The 15394-nt window shown below is 59.2% G+C and carries 13 protein-coding genes; 10 read left to right on the top strand and 3 right to left on the bottom strand.

Going from position 1 to position 15394, the window contains the following annotated elements; all coding sequences use genetic code 11:
* Positions 1 to 29: 29 nt before the first annotated feature.
* The 4 genes from ACN0SY_RS09925 (at position 30) to ACN0SY_RS09910 (ending at position 4406) form a co-directional block, all read left to right on the top strand.
* Complete coding sequence (locus ACN0SY_RS09925) at positions 30 to 1019, top strand: carbohydrate ABC transporter permease (protein WP_417686823.1); 990 nt, start codon at positions 30 to 32, stop codon at positions 1017 to 1019.
* A 10-nt stretch (positions 1020 to 1029) separates the two neighbouring features.
* On the top strand, positions 1030 to 2163 hold the full coding sequence (locus tag ACN0SY_RS09920; protein ID WP_417686821.1) for a carbohydrate ABC transporter permease: 1134 nt from the start codon (positions 1030 to 1032) through the stop codon (positions 2161 to 2163).
* A gap of 33 nt (positions 2164 to 2196) precedes the next feature.
* A complete protein-coding gene (locus tag ACN0SY_RS09915) occupies positions 2197 to 3288 on the top strand; it encodes an ABC transporter ATP-binding protein (protein WP_417686819.1) in 1092 nt (363 codons plus the stop codon).
* A gap of 335 nt (positions 3289 to 3623) precedes the next feature.
* Entirely contained in the window at positions 3624 to 4406 is a 783-nt protein-coding gene (locus ACN0SY_RS09910; RefSeq protein WP_417686817.1) for a DeoR/GlpR family DNA-binding transcription regulator, read from the top strand.
* 62 nt (positions 4407 to 4468) lie between these two features.
* Here the strand turns inward: ACN0SY_RS09910 and fhuF are convergent, their stop codons facing one another.
* Positions 4469 to 5266, bottom strand: coding sequence for a siderophore-iron reductase FhuF (gene fhuF, locus ACN0SY_RS09905; protein WP_417686815.1), 798 nt, complete (start codon positions 5264 to 5266; stop codon positions 4469 to 4471).
* Between the two features lie 444 nt (positions 5267 to 5710).
* On the opposite strand from fhuF, the gene ACN0SY_RS09900 reads away from it, so the two are divergent.
* The 6 genes from ACN0SY_RS09900 to ACN0SY_RS09875 all read left to right on the top strand — a co-directional run bounded on the left by ACN0SY_RS09900 (position 5711) and on the right by ACN0SY_RS09875 (position 11675).
* Complete coding sequence (locus ACN0SY_RS09900; protein ID WP_417686814.1) at positions 5711 to 7447, top strand: ABC transporter substrate-binding protein; 1737 nt, start codon at positions 5711 to 5713, stop codon at positions 7445 to 7447.
* A 93-nt stretch (positions 7448 to 7540) separates the two neighbouring features.
* Positions 7541 to 8608 carry an ABC transporter ATP-binding protein gene (locus ACN0SY_RS09895; RefSeq protein WP_417686812.1) on the top strand — a complete coding sequence of 356 codons (1068 nt, stop codon included), beginning with the start codon at positions 7541 to 7543 and terminating at the stop codon, positions 8606 to 8608.
* A 32-nt stretch (positions 8609 to 8640) separates the two neighbouring features.
* Entirely contained in the window at positions 8641 to 9705 is a 1065-nt protein-coding gene (locus ACN0SY_RS09890) for an ABC transporter ATP-binding protein (protein WP_417686810.1), read from the top strand.
* Between the two features lie 10 nt (positions 9706 to 9715).
* A complete protein-coding gene (locus tag ACN0SY_RS09885; RefSeq protein WP_417686808.1) occupies positions 9716 to 10579 on the top strand; it encodes a carbohydrate ABC transporter permease in 864 nt (287 codons plus the stop codon).
* Positions 10579 to 11379: a carbohydrate ABC transporter permease gene (locus tag ACN0SY_RS09880; RefSeq protein ID WP_417686806.1), complete on the top strand. Its 801-nt coding sequence runs from the start codon at positions 10579 to 10581 to the stop codon at positions 11377 to 11379. Before ACN0SY_RS09885 ends, ACN0SY_RS09880 begins: the two co-directional genes overlap by 1 nt.
* A gap of 14 nt (positions 11380 to 11393) precedes the next feature.
* Complete coding sequence (locus tag ACN0SY_RS09875; RefSeq protein ID WP_417686805.1) at positions 11394 to 11675, top strand: DUF2160 domain-containing protein; 282 nt, start codon at positions 11394 to 11396, stop codon at positions 11673 to 11675.
* 32 nt (positions 11676 to 11707) lie between these two features.
* On the opposite strand, the gene ACN0SY_RS09870 is transcribed toward ACN0SY_RS09875, so the two are convergent.
* Together ACN0SY_RS09870 and ACN0SY_RS09865 are read right to left on the bottom strand one after the other, a co-directional pair.
* Positions 11708 to 13024, bottom strand: coding sequence for a RhtX/FptX family siderophore transporter (locus ACN0SY_RS09870; protein ID WP_417686804.1), 1317 nt, complete (start codon positions 13022 to 13024; stop codon positions 11708 to 11710).
* A gap of 80 nt (positions 13025 to 13104) precedes the next feature.
* The gene (locus tag ACN0SY_RS09865) at positions 13105 to 15288 is read right to left on the bottom strand and encodes a TonB-dependent receptor (RefSeq protein WP_417686802.1); all 2184 of its coding nucleotides are present in this window, start codon (positions 15286 to 15288) and stop codon (positions 13105 to 13107) included.
* Positions 15289 to 15394: the final 106 nt, after the last annotated feature.

The following is a 15394-nucleotide window of genomic DNA, read 5'->3' as shown; positions in this document are numbered from 1 at the left end:
CGGCTGGCAAGGTTGGATGGGAGGGGACCTTGGAGCAATTGCTATATGCACTTCTGTCCATGGCGGCAGGGGTCGGAGCCTGTATTCTCTACTTCTGGGGAAGCAACAGGATCCTCGATGGAATTTTTCCGGCACGCGGCGCGAGTGCGACCCGTAACATCACGCGAGCCAATGCCGTCCGGCCCTGGCTGTTTCTCGGCCCGGCCATCATCCTCCTGACAGTCTATCTGATCTACCCGGTCATCAACTCGGTATACCTGTCCTTCTTCGGGCCGTCCGGGGAAAGGTATGTCGGGACCGCGAACTACACCTGGCTGTTTGCCGACCAGGGCTTCCGTGAAAGCATGCGGAACAATCTGCTCTGGCTCGTTGTTGTGCCTGCAGCCGCGACTTTCTTCGGTCTTATCGCAGCCGCCCTCACCGACCGGATTTCCTGGGGCAATATCGCCAAGTCGCTGATCTTCATGCCGATGGCCATTTCCTTCGTCGGTGCCTCGGTGATCTGGAAATTCATCTACGATATTCGCGGCGAAAGTGTTGACCAGATCGGCATCCTGAACGCCATCGTGGTGGCTTTTGGCGGCGAACCCCAGGCCTGGATCACCATTCCCTTCTGGAACAATTTCTTCCTCATGGTGATCCTGATCTGGATCCAGACCGGCTTTGCCATGGTGATCCTCTCGGCGGCACTGCGCGGTATCCCGGAAGAAACGGTCGAGGCCGCGGTGCTGGACGGCGCAAATCCCTTGCAGATCTTCCTCAAGATCAAGGTGCCGCAGATCTGGGGCACGATCGCGGTCGTCTGGACGACGATCACCATCCTCGTCCTCAAGGTCTTCGATATCGTGCTGGCGATGACAAACGGACAATGGGGAACCCAGGTCCTTGCCAACTACATGTTTGACTGGATGTTCCGCGGACTGGACTTCGGCCGCTCCGCAACGATTGCGCTCGTGATCATGGCCATGGTCATTCCGATCATGATCTGGAACATCCGCGAAGCGCGCAAAGACGCGTGAGGAGAGGCGAATGAACGGTATTGCTGGGCAGCGTCCACTCCTGATCTGGGTCGTGCATCTGTCGGTCGCACTGCTTGTGCTGCTCTGGACTATTCCGACCTTCGGTCTGCTCGTGTCGTCTTTCCGTGATGGCGATCAGCTCTCCGTGTCCGGATGGTGGACCGCACTGACCGCTACCGAGCGCAACCAGGTCATCCGCGCTCCTGCCGCAGATGCCCAGGTCCAGGAAGGCGGAAAGTGGGTGATCAAGGGCAACGTCTTTGACGGCCAATCGCCTGGCAAAGTGGTCGCGTTCGGCTTTTCAAGCAAGGCGCCGGCGGAGTTCTCCGCCGGTAACACGGCGCAGATGCAGGACGGTCAGAGCCTTGTTGTCGCTGCCGATGGTGAATTCACGATTGCCTCCGACGAGGAAATGAAAGGCAAGCGCGGCAGCCGCATCTTCTTTACCTCGATCGATCCACCGCGTTTCACTCTCGAGAACTACCGGAACGTCCTGTTCTCTGAAGGGATTGGCCGGTCATTCATAAATACGCTGACCGTGACGATCCCGGCGACGATCATTCCGATCCTGATTGCCGCCTACGCCGCCTATGCGCTGGCGTGGATGACCTTTCCGGGACGCTCGCTCTTGCTGGCGGTCGTCGTCGGCCTGCTTGTCGTTCCCTTGCAGATGTCTCTGATCCCGCTGCTGCGCCTATATACCGACATCGGCATCGGCAAGAGCTACGTCGGGATATGGCTGGCGCATACGGGGTTCGGCCTGCCACTCGCGATCTATCTCTTGCGAAACTATATCCGCGGACTGCCACGGGAAATCATCGAAAGCGCGAAGGTCGACGGCGCGTCCGATTTCGAGATCTTCCGCAAGATCATCCTGCCGCTGTCGTTCCCGGCGCTCGCGTCTTTCGCGATCTTCCAGTTCCTCTGGGTCTGGAACGATCTCTTGGTCGCAACGGTGTTCCTTGGAAACAATGAAGAGCAACTGGTGATGACCGGACGGCTTCGCGAACTGCTCGGTTCGCGCGGCGGCAACTGGGAAATCCTGACGGCCTCTGCCTTCGTCTCGATCGCCGTGCCCTTGCTCGTCTTCTTCTCCCTGCAGCGCTATCTCGTTCGCGGGCTCCTGGCAGGATCGGTGAAATAACATGACAAATGCGAAGAACATGGAGTCTGGCGCATGACCTCGGTGTCCCTGCAAAATGTCAGCAAGTCCTACGGGCACGTCGAGGTCCTGCGCGACATCAACCTCGAGATCAACCAGGGCGAGCTTGTTGTCTTCGTCGGCCCGTCCGGCTGCGGGAAGTCGACACTGCTTCGCATGATCGCGGGTCTCGAGACGATTTCCGGCGGCGAGTTGCAGATCGACGGCGAGCGCATGAACGAGACGCCGCCGGCACAGCGCGGCATCGCCATGGTGTTCCAGAGCTATGCGCTCTATCCGCACATGACGGTTCGCGACAACATGGCCTTCGGCATGAAGATCGCGAAGAAGTCCAAGACCGAGATCGATGCCGCGGTTTCCAATGCTGCGCGGATCCTGCAGCTCGAGCCTTATCTCGACCGTCTGCCGAAGGCCCTTTCCGGCGGTCAGCGCCAACGCGTCGCAATTGGCCGCGCGATCGTACGCGATCCCAAGGTCTTCCTGTTCGACGAGCCCTTGTCGAACCTGGACGCAGCTCTGCGCGTGGCGACGCGTATCGAAATCGCGCAGCTCAAGGAAAGCATGCCCGACAGCACCATGATCTACGTGACGCACGATCAGGTCGAGGCGATGACGCTGGCAAGCCGGATCGTCGTCCTGCATGGCGGCAACATCGAGCAGGTCGGCGCGCCGCTCGAACTCTATGAGCGTCCGGCGAATACCTTCGTCGCCCAGTTCATCGGCTCTCCGGCAATGAACCTCCTGCCTTCCAGTGTCGCAACCTCCGGTGCCGAGACGCAAGTCTCGCTTGAAGGCGGCAAGATGGTGACGGTCCCGATTGCGTCGGTGGATGCAGATCGCGGGGCATCGGTCCAGCTTGGTGTGCGACCTGAGGATCTCAGTGTGACGGCTGGCGATGATTGTCTTTTCGAGGGAACCGTTGAAATCGTCGAGGCCCTTGGTGAGACCACTGTTCTTTATTTCGAGGCCAAGCCAGATGCTGCACCATTCATTGCGAAGCTTCCGGGCATTCAGGCGATCCGCAAAGGCGACAAGGTGCGTTTGAACGCGAGCAAGTCCAAGCTGCATCTGTTCGGCGCTGACGGAATTTCCTTCCTCGCTCGCTGACACTACCTCTTTAATTCAGCAATGCCGCGCCGGGGAGATCCTGGCGCGGCATTTTTTGATGTGTGTGCGTTTTCTGAGCGGACGGCTGGCTTAGGCTGCGTGCCCGCGGGCCAATCCATTTCAACAACGATGGTCTCTACGCCTCAATTTTGAATATGGGGCTTTATGTTATTGTCATCACATGTTCATATGAGCGTTGAATTCCGTTCATATGAACATCGTAAGCGATGCCCATGTGAGGGTTGCCTCGATGGACTGATCGTCCCTTCCGGTGCAACTAGGCGGATCGCCTAAGTCAGGAACATGACAGGCGGAAATTCGGGGAGGCGGCGCCTATGCTGGGGCAAATCGATATCACAAGGCGTCAGGCCGAGATAGCCGACATCGTGCAGAGGTCGGGTTTCGCCTCCGTTGAGGAACTTGCCGAGCGCTTCGAGGTTACCGCCCAAACCATTCGACGTGATGTCAACGGACTTTGCGAACTCGGGATCTTGCGCCGGACACACGGTGGCGTGGAGCCCCCCGCGAGCGCCGGGAACATTCACTACAGCACGCGCCAGATCCTTAACTTGGCGCAGAAGAAACTGATCGCCGATCTCGTCGCTGCCGATGTTCATGATGGTCAGTCTCTCGCGTTTTCCATCGGGACAACGCCCGAAATCGTCATGCAGGCCCTTACGGGCCATGAGGGATTGTGCGTTTTCACGAACAACCTCAATGTGGCCTTCACAGCATCAGCGAACCCGAGCTGCCAGGTGACGATCGCTGGAGGGCGGCTGCGCCCCGGCGACCGCGATGTGGTTGGCCGCAGCGCCTATGACTTCTTTACTCATTACAAGGTCGATATCGGCATCTTCGGTGTGGCCGGCGTCGATGAGGAGGGAACGCTCCTCGATTTCCACGAGGACGAGGTGTCCGCGCGTCAGTCCATCCTCGCCAACTGCCGCAAGTCGTTCCTGGTTCTCGATCACAGCAAGTTCGGCCGAACGGCACATGTTCGCGGCGGGCATATCCGCGACGTGTCCTGCATCTACACCGATCGTCCGGTTCCGCAGCACATTCAGGCTCTCCTGGAGGGAAGCGAAACACGCGTCGTAGCGGCGCAAGACACGGTCTGATCCGTCATGGCGCACCGTTTTCGGGTTCCAGGCGGTTGCCGAACCGGTTTGAGCCCTTAAGCTTAGGTAGCGGTGCCGTCCAGAACACCCACGAGACCTGGCCGTTGTTTCCGGTCTGCTGAAATCGTCGGCTTTAACGGGCAGTCCGGGCACCGCTCGATTCCATCCAGATTGTACCGCATGCAGCAAATGCGCCGGGTCCTGGTCGCTTCAGACCCGGAAGGGCGATAGGGGCCAAAAAGCGGGTTGCGCTGGCCATTGGGCAATGCGCGTTCCGTTGTGAGTGTCTTGAAGCCGTCCTGGCTCCCACCGAGAAACACGTCGTTCGTATAATCCAGGATGACGGCTGCGCTCATCCAGAAAACCTTCGCCGAGACACCGGAGCGTGCCGAAAAGGAGAAGACCAGCGGAGCCAGATGCCGGTCGACAAAGGCACCAATACGGTCGAAGGGGGTGGCGCCGGATGGGCTGGGGTTGCCGAATGGATCGGTCAGGATGAAACGCAGCGGTTGACCGCTATCGTCCAGAACCAGTCGGAGGGCGTGCGGGTCCGCCGGGACATTGCTGCCGGCGGCCGATGCCAGCATGACGAGGGGGGGTATCAGGAAGCCCAGATACCACTGCGACCAGTAGGATGCGACTGACCTTGGGTCGTCCTGAGGAAACCGGCACCCGGCGTAGCTGGAGAGCAGCTGTTGCAGCGCGCCGGGATCGTTCAGGTCAGAGCAGCATATGCCTTCGCCCGAGTCTGGTGCCAGCGTGAAACGGTCAGCAAGATGCGCCGCAGGACCATGGAAAAGGCCTTCGATATAGTCGCTTAGGTCAACGGGCTGGTCTTGGCTGCTGGGGCCGCCGGGCATCAAAAGTTCCACAAATCTACTGCTAAACGCCGAGGCCCTGTCGCATTCCCCGTGGCGTCACGTCGGGAGGCTAACGTGTCATCAAGGCTTCGAATATCCGGTCAATCTTAAGGTACGCTTAGCGGTTTCAGCGCCTCAAGGAAAGTGGAGTATTACATTCTTTTTTCTGGTGCTGGTGGCTTTGCAAATCTGCCAGTGCTCTTGCATGCCGCAGGTTGCGCAAACCTCGGCTGCGCCTCGTCGGCGCGTGTTCATTCGACGATGTGCTCCGCCGGAGGGGCATACGTGGTTGGGAGAACGCAGGGGTGCTCTCGTCAAATCGGACCTACCGTCAAATTGACAATCATGAATTGAAGAACAAGTTCGTAATTTTCTATTGACCTTCATTTTCTTTCGTTTGATATTCGTTTCACCTGCAAACGCGGGTCGTTTTGGGAGGAAATTATGAAGCAGAGATTTTTGACTGCAGTTGCGGCTGCGGCGCTTCTTGCCTCGGCCGGGCCGTCCCTGGCCGGAATGGACGAAGCGAAGAAGTGGGTTGAGAGCGAATTCCAGCCTTCCGTCCTGTCGCAGGACGAGCAGCTTTCCGAGATGGATTGGTTCGTGAAGGCCGCAGAGCCATTCAAGGGCATGGAAATCAACGTTCTGTCGGAAGGCATTCCGACCCACGAATATGAGTCCAAGACCCTGACCAAGGCCTTTGAGGAAATCACTGGCATCAAGGTCAACCACCAGATCCTCGGCGAAGGCGAAGTGGTTCAGGCGGTCCAGACGCAGATGCAGACGAACCGCAACCTCTACGACGCCTATGTGAACGACTCCGACCTTATCGGCACCCATTCGCGCCTTCAGCTCGCTGTGAACCTGACCGACTGGATGGCTGGCGAAGGCAAGGACGTTACGTCTCCGACGCTCGACCTCGACGATTTCATGGGCATCAGCTTCACCACTGGCCCGGACGGCGATCTTTACCAGCTTCCCGACCAGCAGTTTGCGAACCTCTACTGGTTCCGCAAGGACTGGTTCGAGCGTGAAGACCTCAAGACGGCATTCAAGGAAAAATACGGCTACGACCTCGGTGTTCCGGTCAACTGGTCGGCCTATGAGGACATCGCCGAGTTCTTCTCCAACGACGTCAAGGAAATCGACGGCGTGCGCGTCTATGGTCACATGGACTACGGCAAGCGCGCTCCGGACCTTGGCTGGCGCATGACCGATGCCTGGCTGTCGATGGCCGGTGCCGGTTCCAAGGGTGAGCCGAACGGCCGTCCGATCGACGAGTGGGGCATCCGCATGGAAGCCGACTCCTGTAACCCGTCGGGTGCTTCCGTCTCCCGTGGTGGCGGCACCAACGGCCCGGCCGCGGTCTACGCGATCCGCAAGTGGGACGAATGGCTGCGCAACTATGCTCCTCCGGGTGCTGCGGACTATGACTTCTACCAGTCGCTTCCGGCTCTTAGCCAGGGCAATGTTGCCCAGCAGATCTTCTGGTATACCGCCTTCCTTGCCGACATGGTGAAGCCGAAGTCCGAAGGCAACAACACCGTGGACGACGAAGGCATGCCGCTGTGGCGTGCAGCGCCGAGCCCCCATGGTCCTTACTGGGAAGAAGGCCAGAAGGTCGGTTACCAGGACGTGGGTTCCTGGACCATCCTGAAGTCCACTCCGACCGACCGTGCAAAGGCTGCCTGGCTCTATGCCCAGTTCGTCACCTCGAAGACCGTCGATGTGAAGAAGAGCCATGTCGGCCTGACCTTCACCCGCGACAGCTCGATCCAGCACGCGAGCTTTACCGAGCGTGCACCGGCCCTCGGCGGTGTGGTCGAATTCTACCGCTCGCCTGATCGTGTCCGTTGGTCTCCGACCGGCGTCAACGTTCCGGACTATCCGAAGCTGGCGCAGCTGTGGTGGCAGAACATCGGTGACGTGAACTCCGGTGCCTTCACGCCGCAGGAAGCCATGGATCGTCTGGCCGGTGAAATGGACCAGGTCATGGCCCGCATGCAGCGCGCTGACGAAGCCAACAACACCTACGGTGGCTGCGGACCGCGTCTGAACGACGAGAAGGATCCGTCCGAGTGGCTCGGCAAGGGTGGTGCAAAGGCTAAGCTCGACAACGAGAAGCCGCAGGGCGAAACCATTGCCTACGACGAACTCGTAGCGCGCTGGAGCGCCAACTAATATCGTCTCCTCCTGGCAAGACCTCCCGGGGCAGCAATGCCCCGGGAACCCTATGGCCCGTCTTGACGGCGGACGACAGACTGCGAATTCCTGATGGCACTTGAACTTATCGATGTCTCCAAGCGCGTGGGCGTGGAGCAGCATATCTATCCGACGAGCCTGACTCTGGAGCCCGGCGGGATCAATATTCTCCTCGGCACGACCCTGTCCGGCAAGACGACCCTGATGCAGTTGATGGCCGGTCTCGACCAGCTGACCACCGGTGCTCTCCGCTTCAACGGCAAGGACGTCACCCGTACGCCGGTGCAAAAGCGCAACGTGTCGATGGTCTATCAGCAGTTCATCAACTATCCGAATTTTTCCGTTTTCGAGAACATCGCTTCACCCTTGCGGGTGGCGCGCGTTGCCGAAACCGAGATCAAGAAACGCGTCGGCGAAATGGCAGAGCTGATGAAGCTCTCCGGCATGCTCGATCGCCGTCCTTCGGAACTCTCCGGCGGCCAGCAGCAGCGCACCGCCATGGCGCGCGCGCTCGTCAAGGAAGCCGATCTGGTGCTTCTGGATGAGCCGCTGGCCAACCTCGACTTCAAGCTTCGCGAGGAACTGCGAGACGAGTTGCCACGCCTTTTCGCCAACCGGGAATGCGTTGTCGTCTATGCGACGACCGAGCCGGTCGAAGCGCTGCTCTTTGGCGGCAAGACCGCGACGATGCACGAAGGACGCGTGACGCAATTCGGGCCGACGGGCGATATCTATCGCAGGCCTAAGGACCTGATCAGCGCCGAAGTCTTTTCCGAACCGCCTATCAACCACGCGGAAGTGGTCAAGCAGGGGGCTACCCTGTCGCTTCCCGGTGGTCCGACCTGGGCCGCGCTCGGCGGTGCCGCGAGCCTTGCCGATGGAACCTACACGATGGGCCTGCGCCCGCATCATGTCACGCCTTCAGCGAGCGGTGAGCAACCGATCCCTGTTGAAGGGAACGTCATGGTGACGGAGCTGAGCGGGTCGGAAAGCGTCGTTCATTTCCATCTTGGTGGCCGGACCTGGGTGTCCCAGTCCCATGGCATCCATCCGTTCGAGGTCGGCGAAGTCGCTCAGCTGCATGCCGATGTCTCGAAGGCCTTTTATTTTAATTCCGCCGGCGCGCTGGTCGCCGGTTAAAGCGCAAGCAGAACGATTGGGAGGTTGCCGGAATGGCAAAGATCACGCTCAAGGGCTTGCGGCACAGCTACATGGCCGATCCGAAAACGGATGACGATTTCGCCCTGAAGCAACTCGACGTCGAGTGGGAAGATGGCGGCGCCTATGCTCTTCTCGGTCCGTCCGGCTGCGGCAAGACGACGTTGCTCAACATCATTTCCGGCCTGCTGGCTCCGAGCCACGGGCAGGTGATCTTCGGCGATCAGGACGTTACGCATCTGCCGCCGGATCAAAGGCACATCGCGCAGGTTTTCCAGTTTCCTGTCGTTTATGACACGATGACCGTCTACGACAATCTCGCCTTCCCGCTGCGCAACCGCGGTGTCGCAGAGGCCGATGTCGACAAGCGTGTGCGCGAGATCGCGGAAATGATCGACCTGACGGGCATGCTGATGCAACGCGCATCCGGCCTGACCGCCGATGGCAAGCAGAAGATTTCGCTTGGCCGCGGTCTGGTGCGTACCGACGTCAACGTCATCATGTTCGACGAGCCGCTCACGGTGATCGATCCGCATCTCAAGTGGCAGCTGCGCTCCAAGCTGAAGGAGCTGCACCAGCGCGTCCGTACGACCATGATCTACGTGACCCACGACCAGACCGAAGCCCTGACCTTCGCCGACAAGGTTGTCGTCATGAAGGACGGGCAGGTGGTCCAGATCGGAACGCCGGTCGAGCTATTCGAGCGTCCGCAGCATACGTTTGTCGGGCACTTCATCGGCTCTCCCGGAATGAACGTGCTTCCGTGCGAAGTGAAGGGCGGCAAGGCCTTCTATCTCGGCGAGGAGATCCCGAGCTGGAATGCGGATTCTTGTGCCGACGGTTCAGGACTCGAGCTAGGCGTGCGTCCGGAGTTCGTCAATTTCGCGTCTTCCGGCATAGAGGTCGACGTCGTGAAGGTATCCGATGCCGGGCGTTTCCGCATTGTCGACACCCGGAAGGGAGATGAGAGCATCAAGCTTCTTGTCCCGGAAGGGCAGGACATTCCTGAGAGTCGCGGTTTCCTGAACTTCGCCCAAGACCATACGCAGGTCTATTCCGGCGGCTGGCTGGTGAATTGAGGTCGTATCCATGAACAAGACTGAAAACCAGAAAGCCTGGCTCTTCGTTCTTCCAGTGGTTCTTCTGGTCGCCTTCAACGCGATCATTCCGCTGATGACCGTGGTGAACTACTCCGTCCAGGAGACCTTCGGCGATAACACCTTCTTCTGGGCTGGTGTGATGTGGTTCGAGGAAGTGCTGAATTCCGACCGCTTCCACGCGTCGCTCGGCCGCCAGATGATCTTCACCTTCTCGATCCTGGCGATCGAGATCCCGCTCGGCGTTCTTATCGCCCTGACCCTGCCGCGAAAAGGTCCTTGGGTGCCGGTGTGCCTCGTCCTGATGGCGCTGCCGCTGCTCATTCCGTGGAACGTGGTCGGAGCGATGTGGAACATCTTCGCTCTGCCGGACATCGGCTTGCTTGGACGGACGCTGAACGCTCTGGGTTTCGACTATAACTTCACCCGCCAGCCGGGGGACGCCTGGTTCACGCTGATCCTGATGGACGTCTGGCACTGGACGTCGCTTGTGGTGCTGCTGGCCTATGCCGGTCTCGTGTCGATCCCGGATGCCTACTACCAGGCAGCGAAGATCGACGGCGCGAAGCCCTTCGCGATATTCCGCTACATCCAGCTGCCAAAGATGAAGCGGGTGCTGACCATCGCCGTGCTTCTTCGCTTCATGGATAGTTTCATGATCTACACCGAGCCCTTCGTCCTGACCGGCGGCGGGCCCGGAAACTCGACGACGCTTTTGTCTCTAGACCTTGTGAAGGTGGCGCTCGGTCAGTTCGACCTTGGGCCGGCCGCCGCAATGTCGCTGATCTACTTCCTGATCATTCTGGCGCTCAGCTGGGTCTTCTACACACTGATGATGCGAAACGAGGCAAACTGATGAAGAACGCAAGCCGCTTCGTTCCGGCCCTCTACATCCTCTTCCTGATGCTGCCGATCTACTGGCTCATCAACATGTCTTTCAAGACGACCAACGAGATCCTCGGCTCCTTCACCCTGTGGCCGCAGGAATTCACCACCGAGAACTATGTCGCGATCTTCACCGATCCGACCTGGTACATGGGCTACGTCAATTCGCTCGCCTATGTGTCGTTGAACACCGTGCTTTCAGTCGCGGTTGCCCTGCCTGCCGCCTATGCATTCTCGCGCTACCGGTTCCTGGGCGACAAGCACCTGTTCTTCTGGCTTCTCACCAACCGCATGGCGCCTCCGGCCGTTTTCGCGCTACCGTTCTTCCAGCTCTATTCCGCGGTCGGCCTGTTCGACAGCTACTGGGCTGTGGCTCTGGCGCACACGCTGTTCAACATCCCGCTGGCGGTCTGGATCCTGGAAGGTTTCATGTCGGGCGTGCCGAAGGAACTCGATGAAACCGCCTATGTTGACGGCTATTCGTTCTGGCGCTTCTTCACGAAGATCTTCATCCCGACGATTGCCGCCGGCATCGGCGTGGCCGCCTTCTTCTGCTTCATGTTCTCCTGGGTCGAGCTGCTTCTGGCAAAGACGCTGACCTCGGTCGAAGCCAAGCCGATTGCCGCCGTGATGACGAGAACCGCGTCGACCTCCGGTTATGAGCTCGGGCTCCTGGCAGCGGCCGGCACTCTGACGATCATCCCGGGCGCCTTCGTGATCTACTTCGTCCGCAACTACATCGCCCGGGGCTTCGCCCTCGGCCGGGTTTAAGAAAGGAACACGCCATGGGTCTGACATGGATGGCCTGGACCTGGCCGACCGCAGCCTTTTTCATCTTTGTCGCGCTGTGTATCGCGACCATGGGGGTCTGGGAGTATTTCTCACCCGGGGGCGGGCCACGCGACGGGATTCTCGGGCTTCACACCACGCGCGGAGACCGGCTGTTCATCTCCCTGCTGGGAAGCGCCTTCATCTTCCTGGCCTGGCTGGGGCTGATGGGGACGCCGCTCTGGGCGCCCCTCGTCCTTGCCATCGTCTATGGTCTGGCGGTGTTCCGTTGGGTCTGAGCCCTTTGCCTTCAGCGAACTGAAGCGACGGATCAGAGTGTTTTGGCAGCCCGGTTTTCCGGGCTGTCGGTCTTTTTGCCGGACACCAGCAGCCTCATTGTGATGATCACGGCCAGGGCCGACAGAACGGTAGCGATGACGAACAGTCCGTCATAGCCGAGACTGTCCGCAAGGACACCCGAGATGCTCGAGCCGATCAGGTAAACGATCAGCTGGGCGCAGGCGAGCAGCGTGAAATCGGTCCCCGGCTGGCTCTTCGAGGCGACGCTCATGAAGAGTGAATAGAGCACCACGATTTCCATGTACCTGATGAAGGTCTGGAAGGCCGCGGCGGACATGATCGCTGCAAGGCCTTCGTAGATCTCCAGCGCATGAAGGGCGAAGGCGGCAAAACAAAGGGTCCGCATTGCCCCAAGAATGATCAGGGCCCGGTTGGTGTCCTGCCAGCGGATGAGGACCACTGCAATCACAGAGCCGACAATCCCGGCGGTTGCGGCTGAGGCACCGGACAGGTAGCCGATCCAGGAAAGCGGAAGGCCGACATCCACCAGATAAGGGCCTTCCATTGCCTTCACCAGACCTTCGCTGGCGCGAAAGACCAGGGCGATGACAAGGATCTGAACGGCTTCTGGTCTCAGGAAAAAGGCCTTGAGGGAAGGTCTGGCATGGGCTGCCGTGGCGCTGTTTGCCGGCACATCCTCTTTTGAGGCTGCGGCAGAAGTGTTCCTGGCAGTTGCCGCCTCACGCATGAGCGGCGTTACGATGAGAGGCAGAAGCGAGATTGCGGAGACAAATAGAAGCGTCGCGGTCCAACCGAAGTTTTCGAACAGGATAAGCGACAGGGTTCCGCCGATCAGAACGCCAAAGGCGACGGCTCCGCCCTGAAAGGCGTTGCCGACACCGCGGTCTTTCTCAGACAGGGATGAGGTCGCGTAGCCGTCGGTTGCAATATCCTGAGCGGACATGGCCAGTGCCATGATGATGCAGACGACAAAGAGACCGGTGATGTTGGTGGGCTCCAGGAACGCCATACAAGCGATGCCGAGTGCGGTCACGACCTGCATGGGAACGATCCAACCGCGGCGATGGCCGAGCGGCAGAAAACGATGGCGATCGATCTGTGGCGCCCAGATGAATTTCAGAACCAGCGGCAGCATCAGGAGCGAGAAGAAACCGATGGCGCTGCGCGAAACGCCTGCCTCGCGAAGAACGGGGGGCAGGGCTGCTGCGATCAGGTAGGTCGGGATTCCCTGTGCAAGGTAAAGGCCGCCGAGCGTGGCGAACAGGCGGTATCGCTCCGCATTGTCCTCAAGGACAGTTCCGGTGAGCTTGGCTCTCGACAGACGCATGGCTGGCTCTTTTCAGATTGGTTGCGCTTTGAACGCGATGGCAGCAGGCATCCGGTGGGATGCCTGCTGCCGGTCTTGGATCAGAATTTGATCTGGTAAGACAGGGCGAGCGTGCGGCCGAGACCCGGGACCTTGGCGCCGCGTGTGGCGGTTGCTGTCGGGTTCACATATTCGGTGTCGAGCAGGTTGCGGACACCGAAGGCCAGCTTGCCGCCATTGTCGAATTCCTTGGCAAGCGATGCATTCAGGAGTGCAGCACCCTTCAGTTTCTCTCCGCGTTCACGATCACGTCCGGAGAAGAACTCGACTTCTGCCCGTGCCTGAATGTCGTAGGGGAGAACCATGTCGCCGTAGAGCGTACCCTTGAAGGTGCTCGAGATCCGGTTGTTCGGCAAATAGCTGTCAATATCGCCATCGCCATCGCTATCGTAACGGCCCTCGGCGTAGGCGAGGATACCACCGACGGTCAACATGTCGGTCGCGTCGAACGCCCCGGTCAACTCAGCGCCCCAGAGCTGCTCTTTCTGCTGAGAGACACGGTTGGTCTTAATATCGAACAAGGTCCCTTTGTCCGATGTCGAGTAGTAGGCGCTGAAGTTCGCCTGCGTCCGTCCCCAGTCGCCGCGCAAACCAGCTTCAAACGTGTTCACAAGCTGGGGGTCCGGCGCGATATTGGCATAGCTGGTGACACCAGAGCCGGTACACTGCGTTACGCCAAGGTAGGTTACGGTTGTGATTGCGCAGGTCGCGGCGAGCGATGTGGTGTTGATACCGGCTCGTCGTGTAAAAGCACCAACATCTGCCAGTTCGTAGCCTTGTGAGAAGTTGGCAAACGACTGAAGGTCATCGGTTATGTCGAAGACGACACCAGCATTGAACGTCCACTGGCTGTAGTCAAAGTCGCCACCGGTTACGTCGACTGATCCGAGGCCGTATGTCCTGCCCGTCGAAGCGTCATAGTAGAGACCAGATGGGCGGGTAAAATCGTCGACACTGAGGAAGAACTTGTCAAATCGTCCACCCGCCTGAAGGCGCAGGCGTTCGAAGACGGGGAACTCTGCTAGTGCGAACCCTGCGATCTGGTTCTGAAGCATTGGTGCGATGGCATCCTCGCCCGAGACCTTTTCCTGGGTCGTACGGTCGAATGTATAGTCTACACCCCAGGTAAGCTTGGCACCCTCTATCAGGGCGCTGAGGTCGCTTGCTACGGTCGCCGTCGCGCCTGCGCGAATGCCGTTCAACACAGTCTGATTGTTGCTGTCATAGACAAACGGATTTGCGAGCGAAATTTCCGTCCTTGGTGCCTGTTTCTCGATATCGTTGAAGAATGTTTTGAACTCCAGTTCACCCAGGGCGAACTCGCTTTCACTGAACTTGGCGGTGACGTATTTGGAATTCTCTTTGAGCGGCTTGCCGGTATAGGGCTTGCTGTAATCGGGAGCGACCCTGAAGCCCGCATAGTCGGTGAACCAGTCCGGGTTCTGCTCCGTGTAGTTCACGTCAACGCTCGCTTCGAAACGCTTCGATCCGGTTTCGTAACCGAGCACCCCATAAAGATTGCCTTCGGAGAGACGGTCGCCACCGCCCTGGCCGAGCATGGCGTCCGAGGCCATCTCGCGGCCCTTGCCGTCGAAGGTCTTGCGGGTGAAGTCACCGGTTGCGGACAGGAAGTAATCGAAACCACCAGTCACGCCCTGCATCGTCAGGTTCACGTTCGGTGCAACGGACTCCATAACGTCAGCCGTGAAAGCCTTTGCTTCGACACGGGCCGAGAATTGCGGTCCGTCACCGGCGCCGCGCTTGGTAATGATGTTGATCGTTCCACCCGTGGCTCCTGCGCCGTAAAGGCTGGAAGCGCCGTTGATCACCTCGATACGTTCGATGTTGTTTATGTCGATGAGCGACAGGACGCGGGAAATGTTGCGCAAGGGTGTGTTCCGCGGAATTCCGTCAACCATCACCAACACGCTGCGGCCACGGAAATTTTCCGACGCACCGGAGATCGTCTGGTTGCTCGGTGCATAGCCCGGAACGACACGGGCAACGAGGTCGGCCGTGTCAGAGGAGGTGACGCGCAGGCGCTCGATTTCTTCCTGCTCAACGACGATCACAGACTGGGCGACTGTCGAGATTGCGCTCTCGCTGCGGTTCGCGGTTACGATGATCCGGTCGAGAAAAACCGTGTCGCCGGATACGTCTTGTGCCTTTGCCGGAAGCGCACAGAGTGCAGTGCCCGCCAAAAGGATGCAGGAACGAAGTTTCATGAAAGCCCACCCGATACTCTAATTGTTTCAATGGCATGGGTGGCTGGGCCGCGGATGCGTGCTGGCTTCCCGTTAAGGTCTCATCAATCATACTTGAATCTATTAT

Source organism: Roseibium sp. (assembly GCF_048261595.1).
Classification (GTDB): domain Bacteria; phylum Pseudomonadota; class Alphaproteobacteria; order Rhizobiales; family Stappiaceae; genus Roseibium.
The sequence above is the reverse complement of the archived record's forward strand: the minus strand, read 5'-3'. Positions and strand labels throughout refer to the sequence as shown.

Coding starts and splice junctions, on each gene's coding strand:
- ACN0SY_RS09900 (WP_417686814.1), top strand. CDS start 5,711: ATGAAGCAGAGATTTTTGACTGCAGTTGCGGCTGCGGCGCTTCTTGCC.
- ACN0SY_RS09895 (WP_417686812.1), top strand. CDS start 7,541: ATGGCACTTGAACTTATCGATGTCTCCAAGCGCGTGGGCGTGGAGCAG.
- ACN0SY_RS09865 (WP_417686802.1), bottom strand. CDS start 15,288: ATGAAACTTCGTTCCTGCATCCTTTTGGCGGGCACTGCACTCTGTGCG.
- ACN0SY_RS09885 (WP_417686808.1), top strand. CDS start 9,716: ATGAACAAGACTGAAAACCAGAAAGCCTGGCTCTTCGTTCTTCCAGTG.
- ACN0SY_RS09890 (WP_417686810.1), top strand. CDS start 8,641: ATGGCAAAGATCACGCTCAAGGGCTTGCGGCACAGCTACATGGCCGAT.
- fhuF (WP_417686815.1), bottom strand. CDS start 5,266: ATGCCCGGCGGCCCCAGCAGCCAAGACCAGCCCGTTGACCTAAGCGAC.
- ACN0SY_RS09880 (WP_417686806.1), top strand. CDS start 10,579: ATGAAGAACGCAAGCCGCTTCGTTCCGGCCCTCTACATCCTCTTCCTG.
- ACN0SY_RS09870 (WP_417686804.1), bottom strand. CDS start 13,024: ATGCGTCTGTCGAGAGCCAAGCTCACCGGAACTGTCCTTGAGGACAAT.
- ACN0SY_RS09910 (WP_417686817.1), top strand. CDS start 3,624: ATGCTGGGGCAAATCGATATCACAAGGCGTCAGGCCGAGATAGCCGAC.
- ACN0SY_RS09920 (WP_417686821.1), top strand. CDS start 1,030: ATGAACGGTATTGCTGGGCAGCGTCCACTCCTGATCTGGGTCGTGCAT.
- ACN0SY_RS09915 (WP_417686819.1), top strand. CDS start 2,197: ATGACCTCGGTGTCCCTGCAAAATGTCAGCAAGTCCTACGGGCACGTC.
- ACN0SY_RS09875 (WP_417686805.1), top strand. CDS start 11,394: ATGGGTCTGACATGGATGGCCTGGACCTGGCCGACCGCAGCCTTTTTC.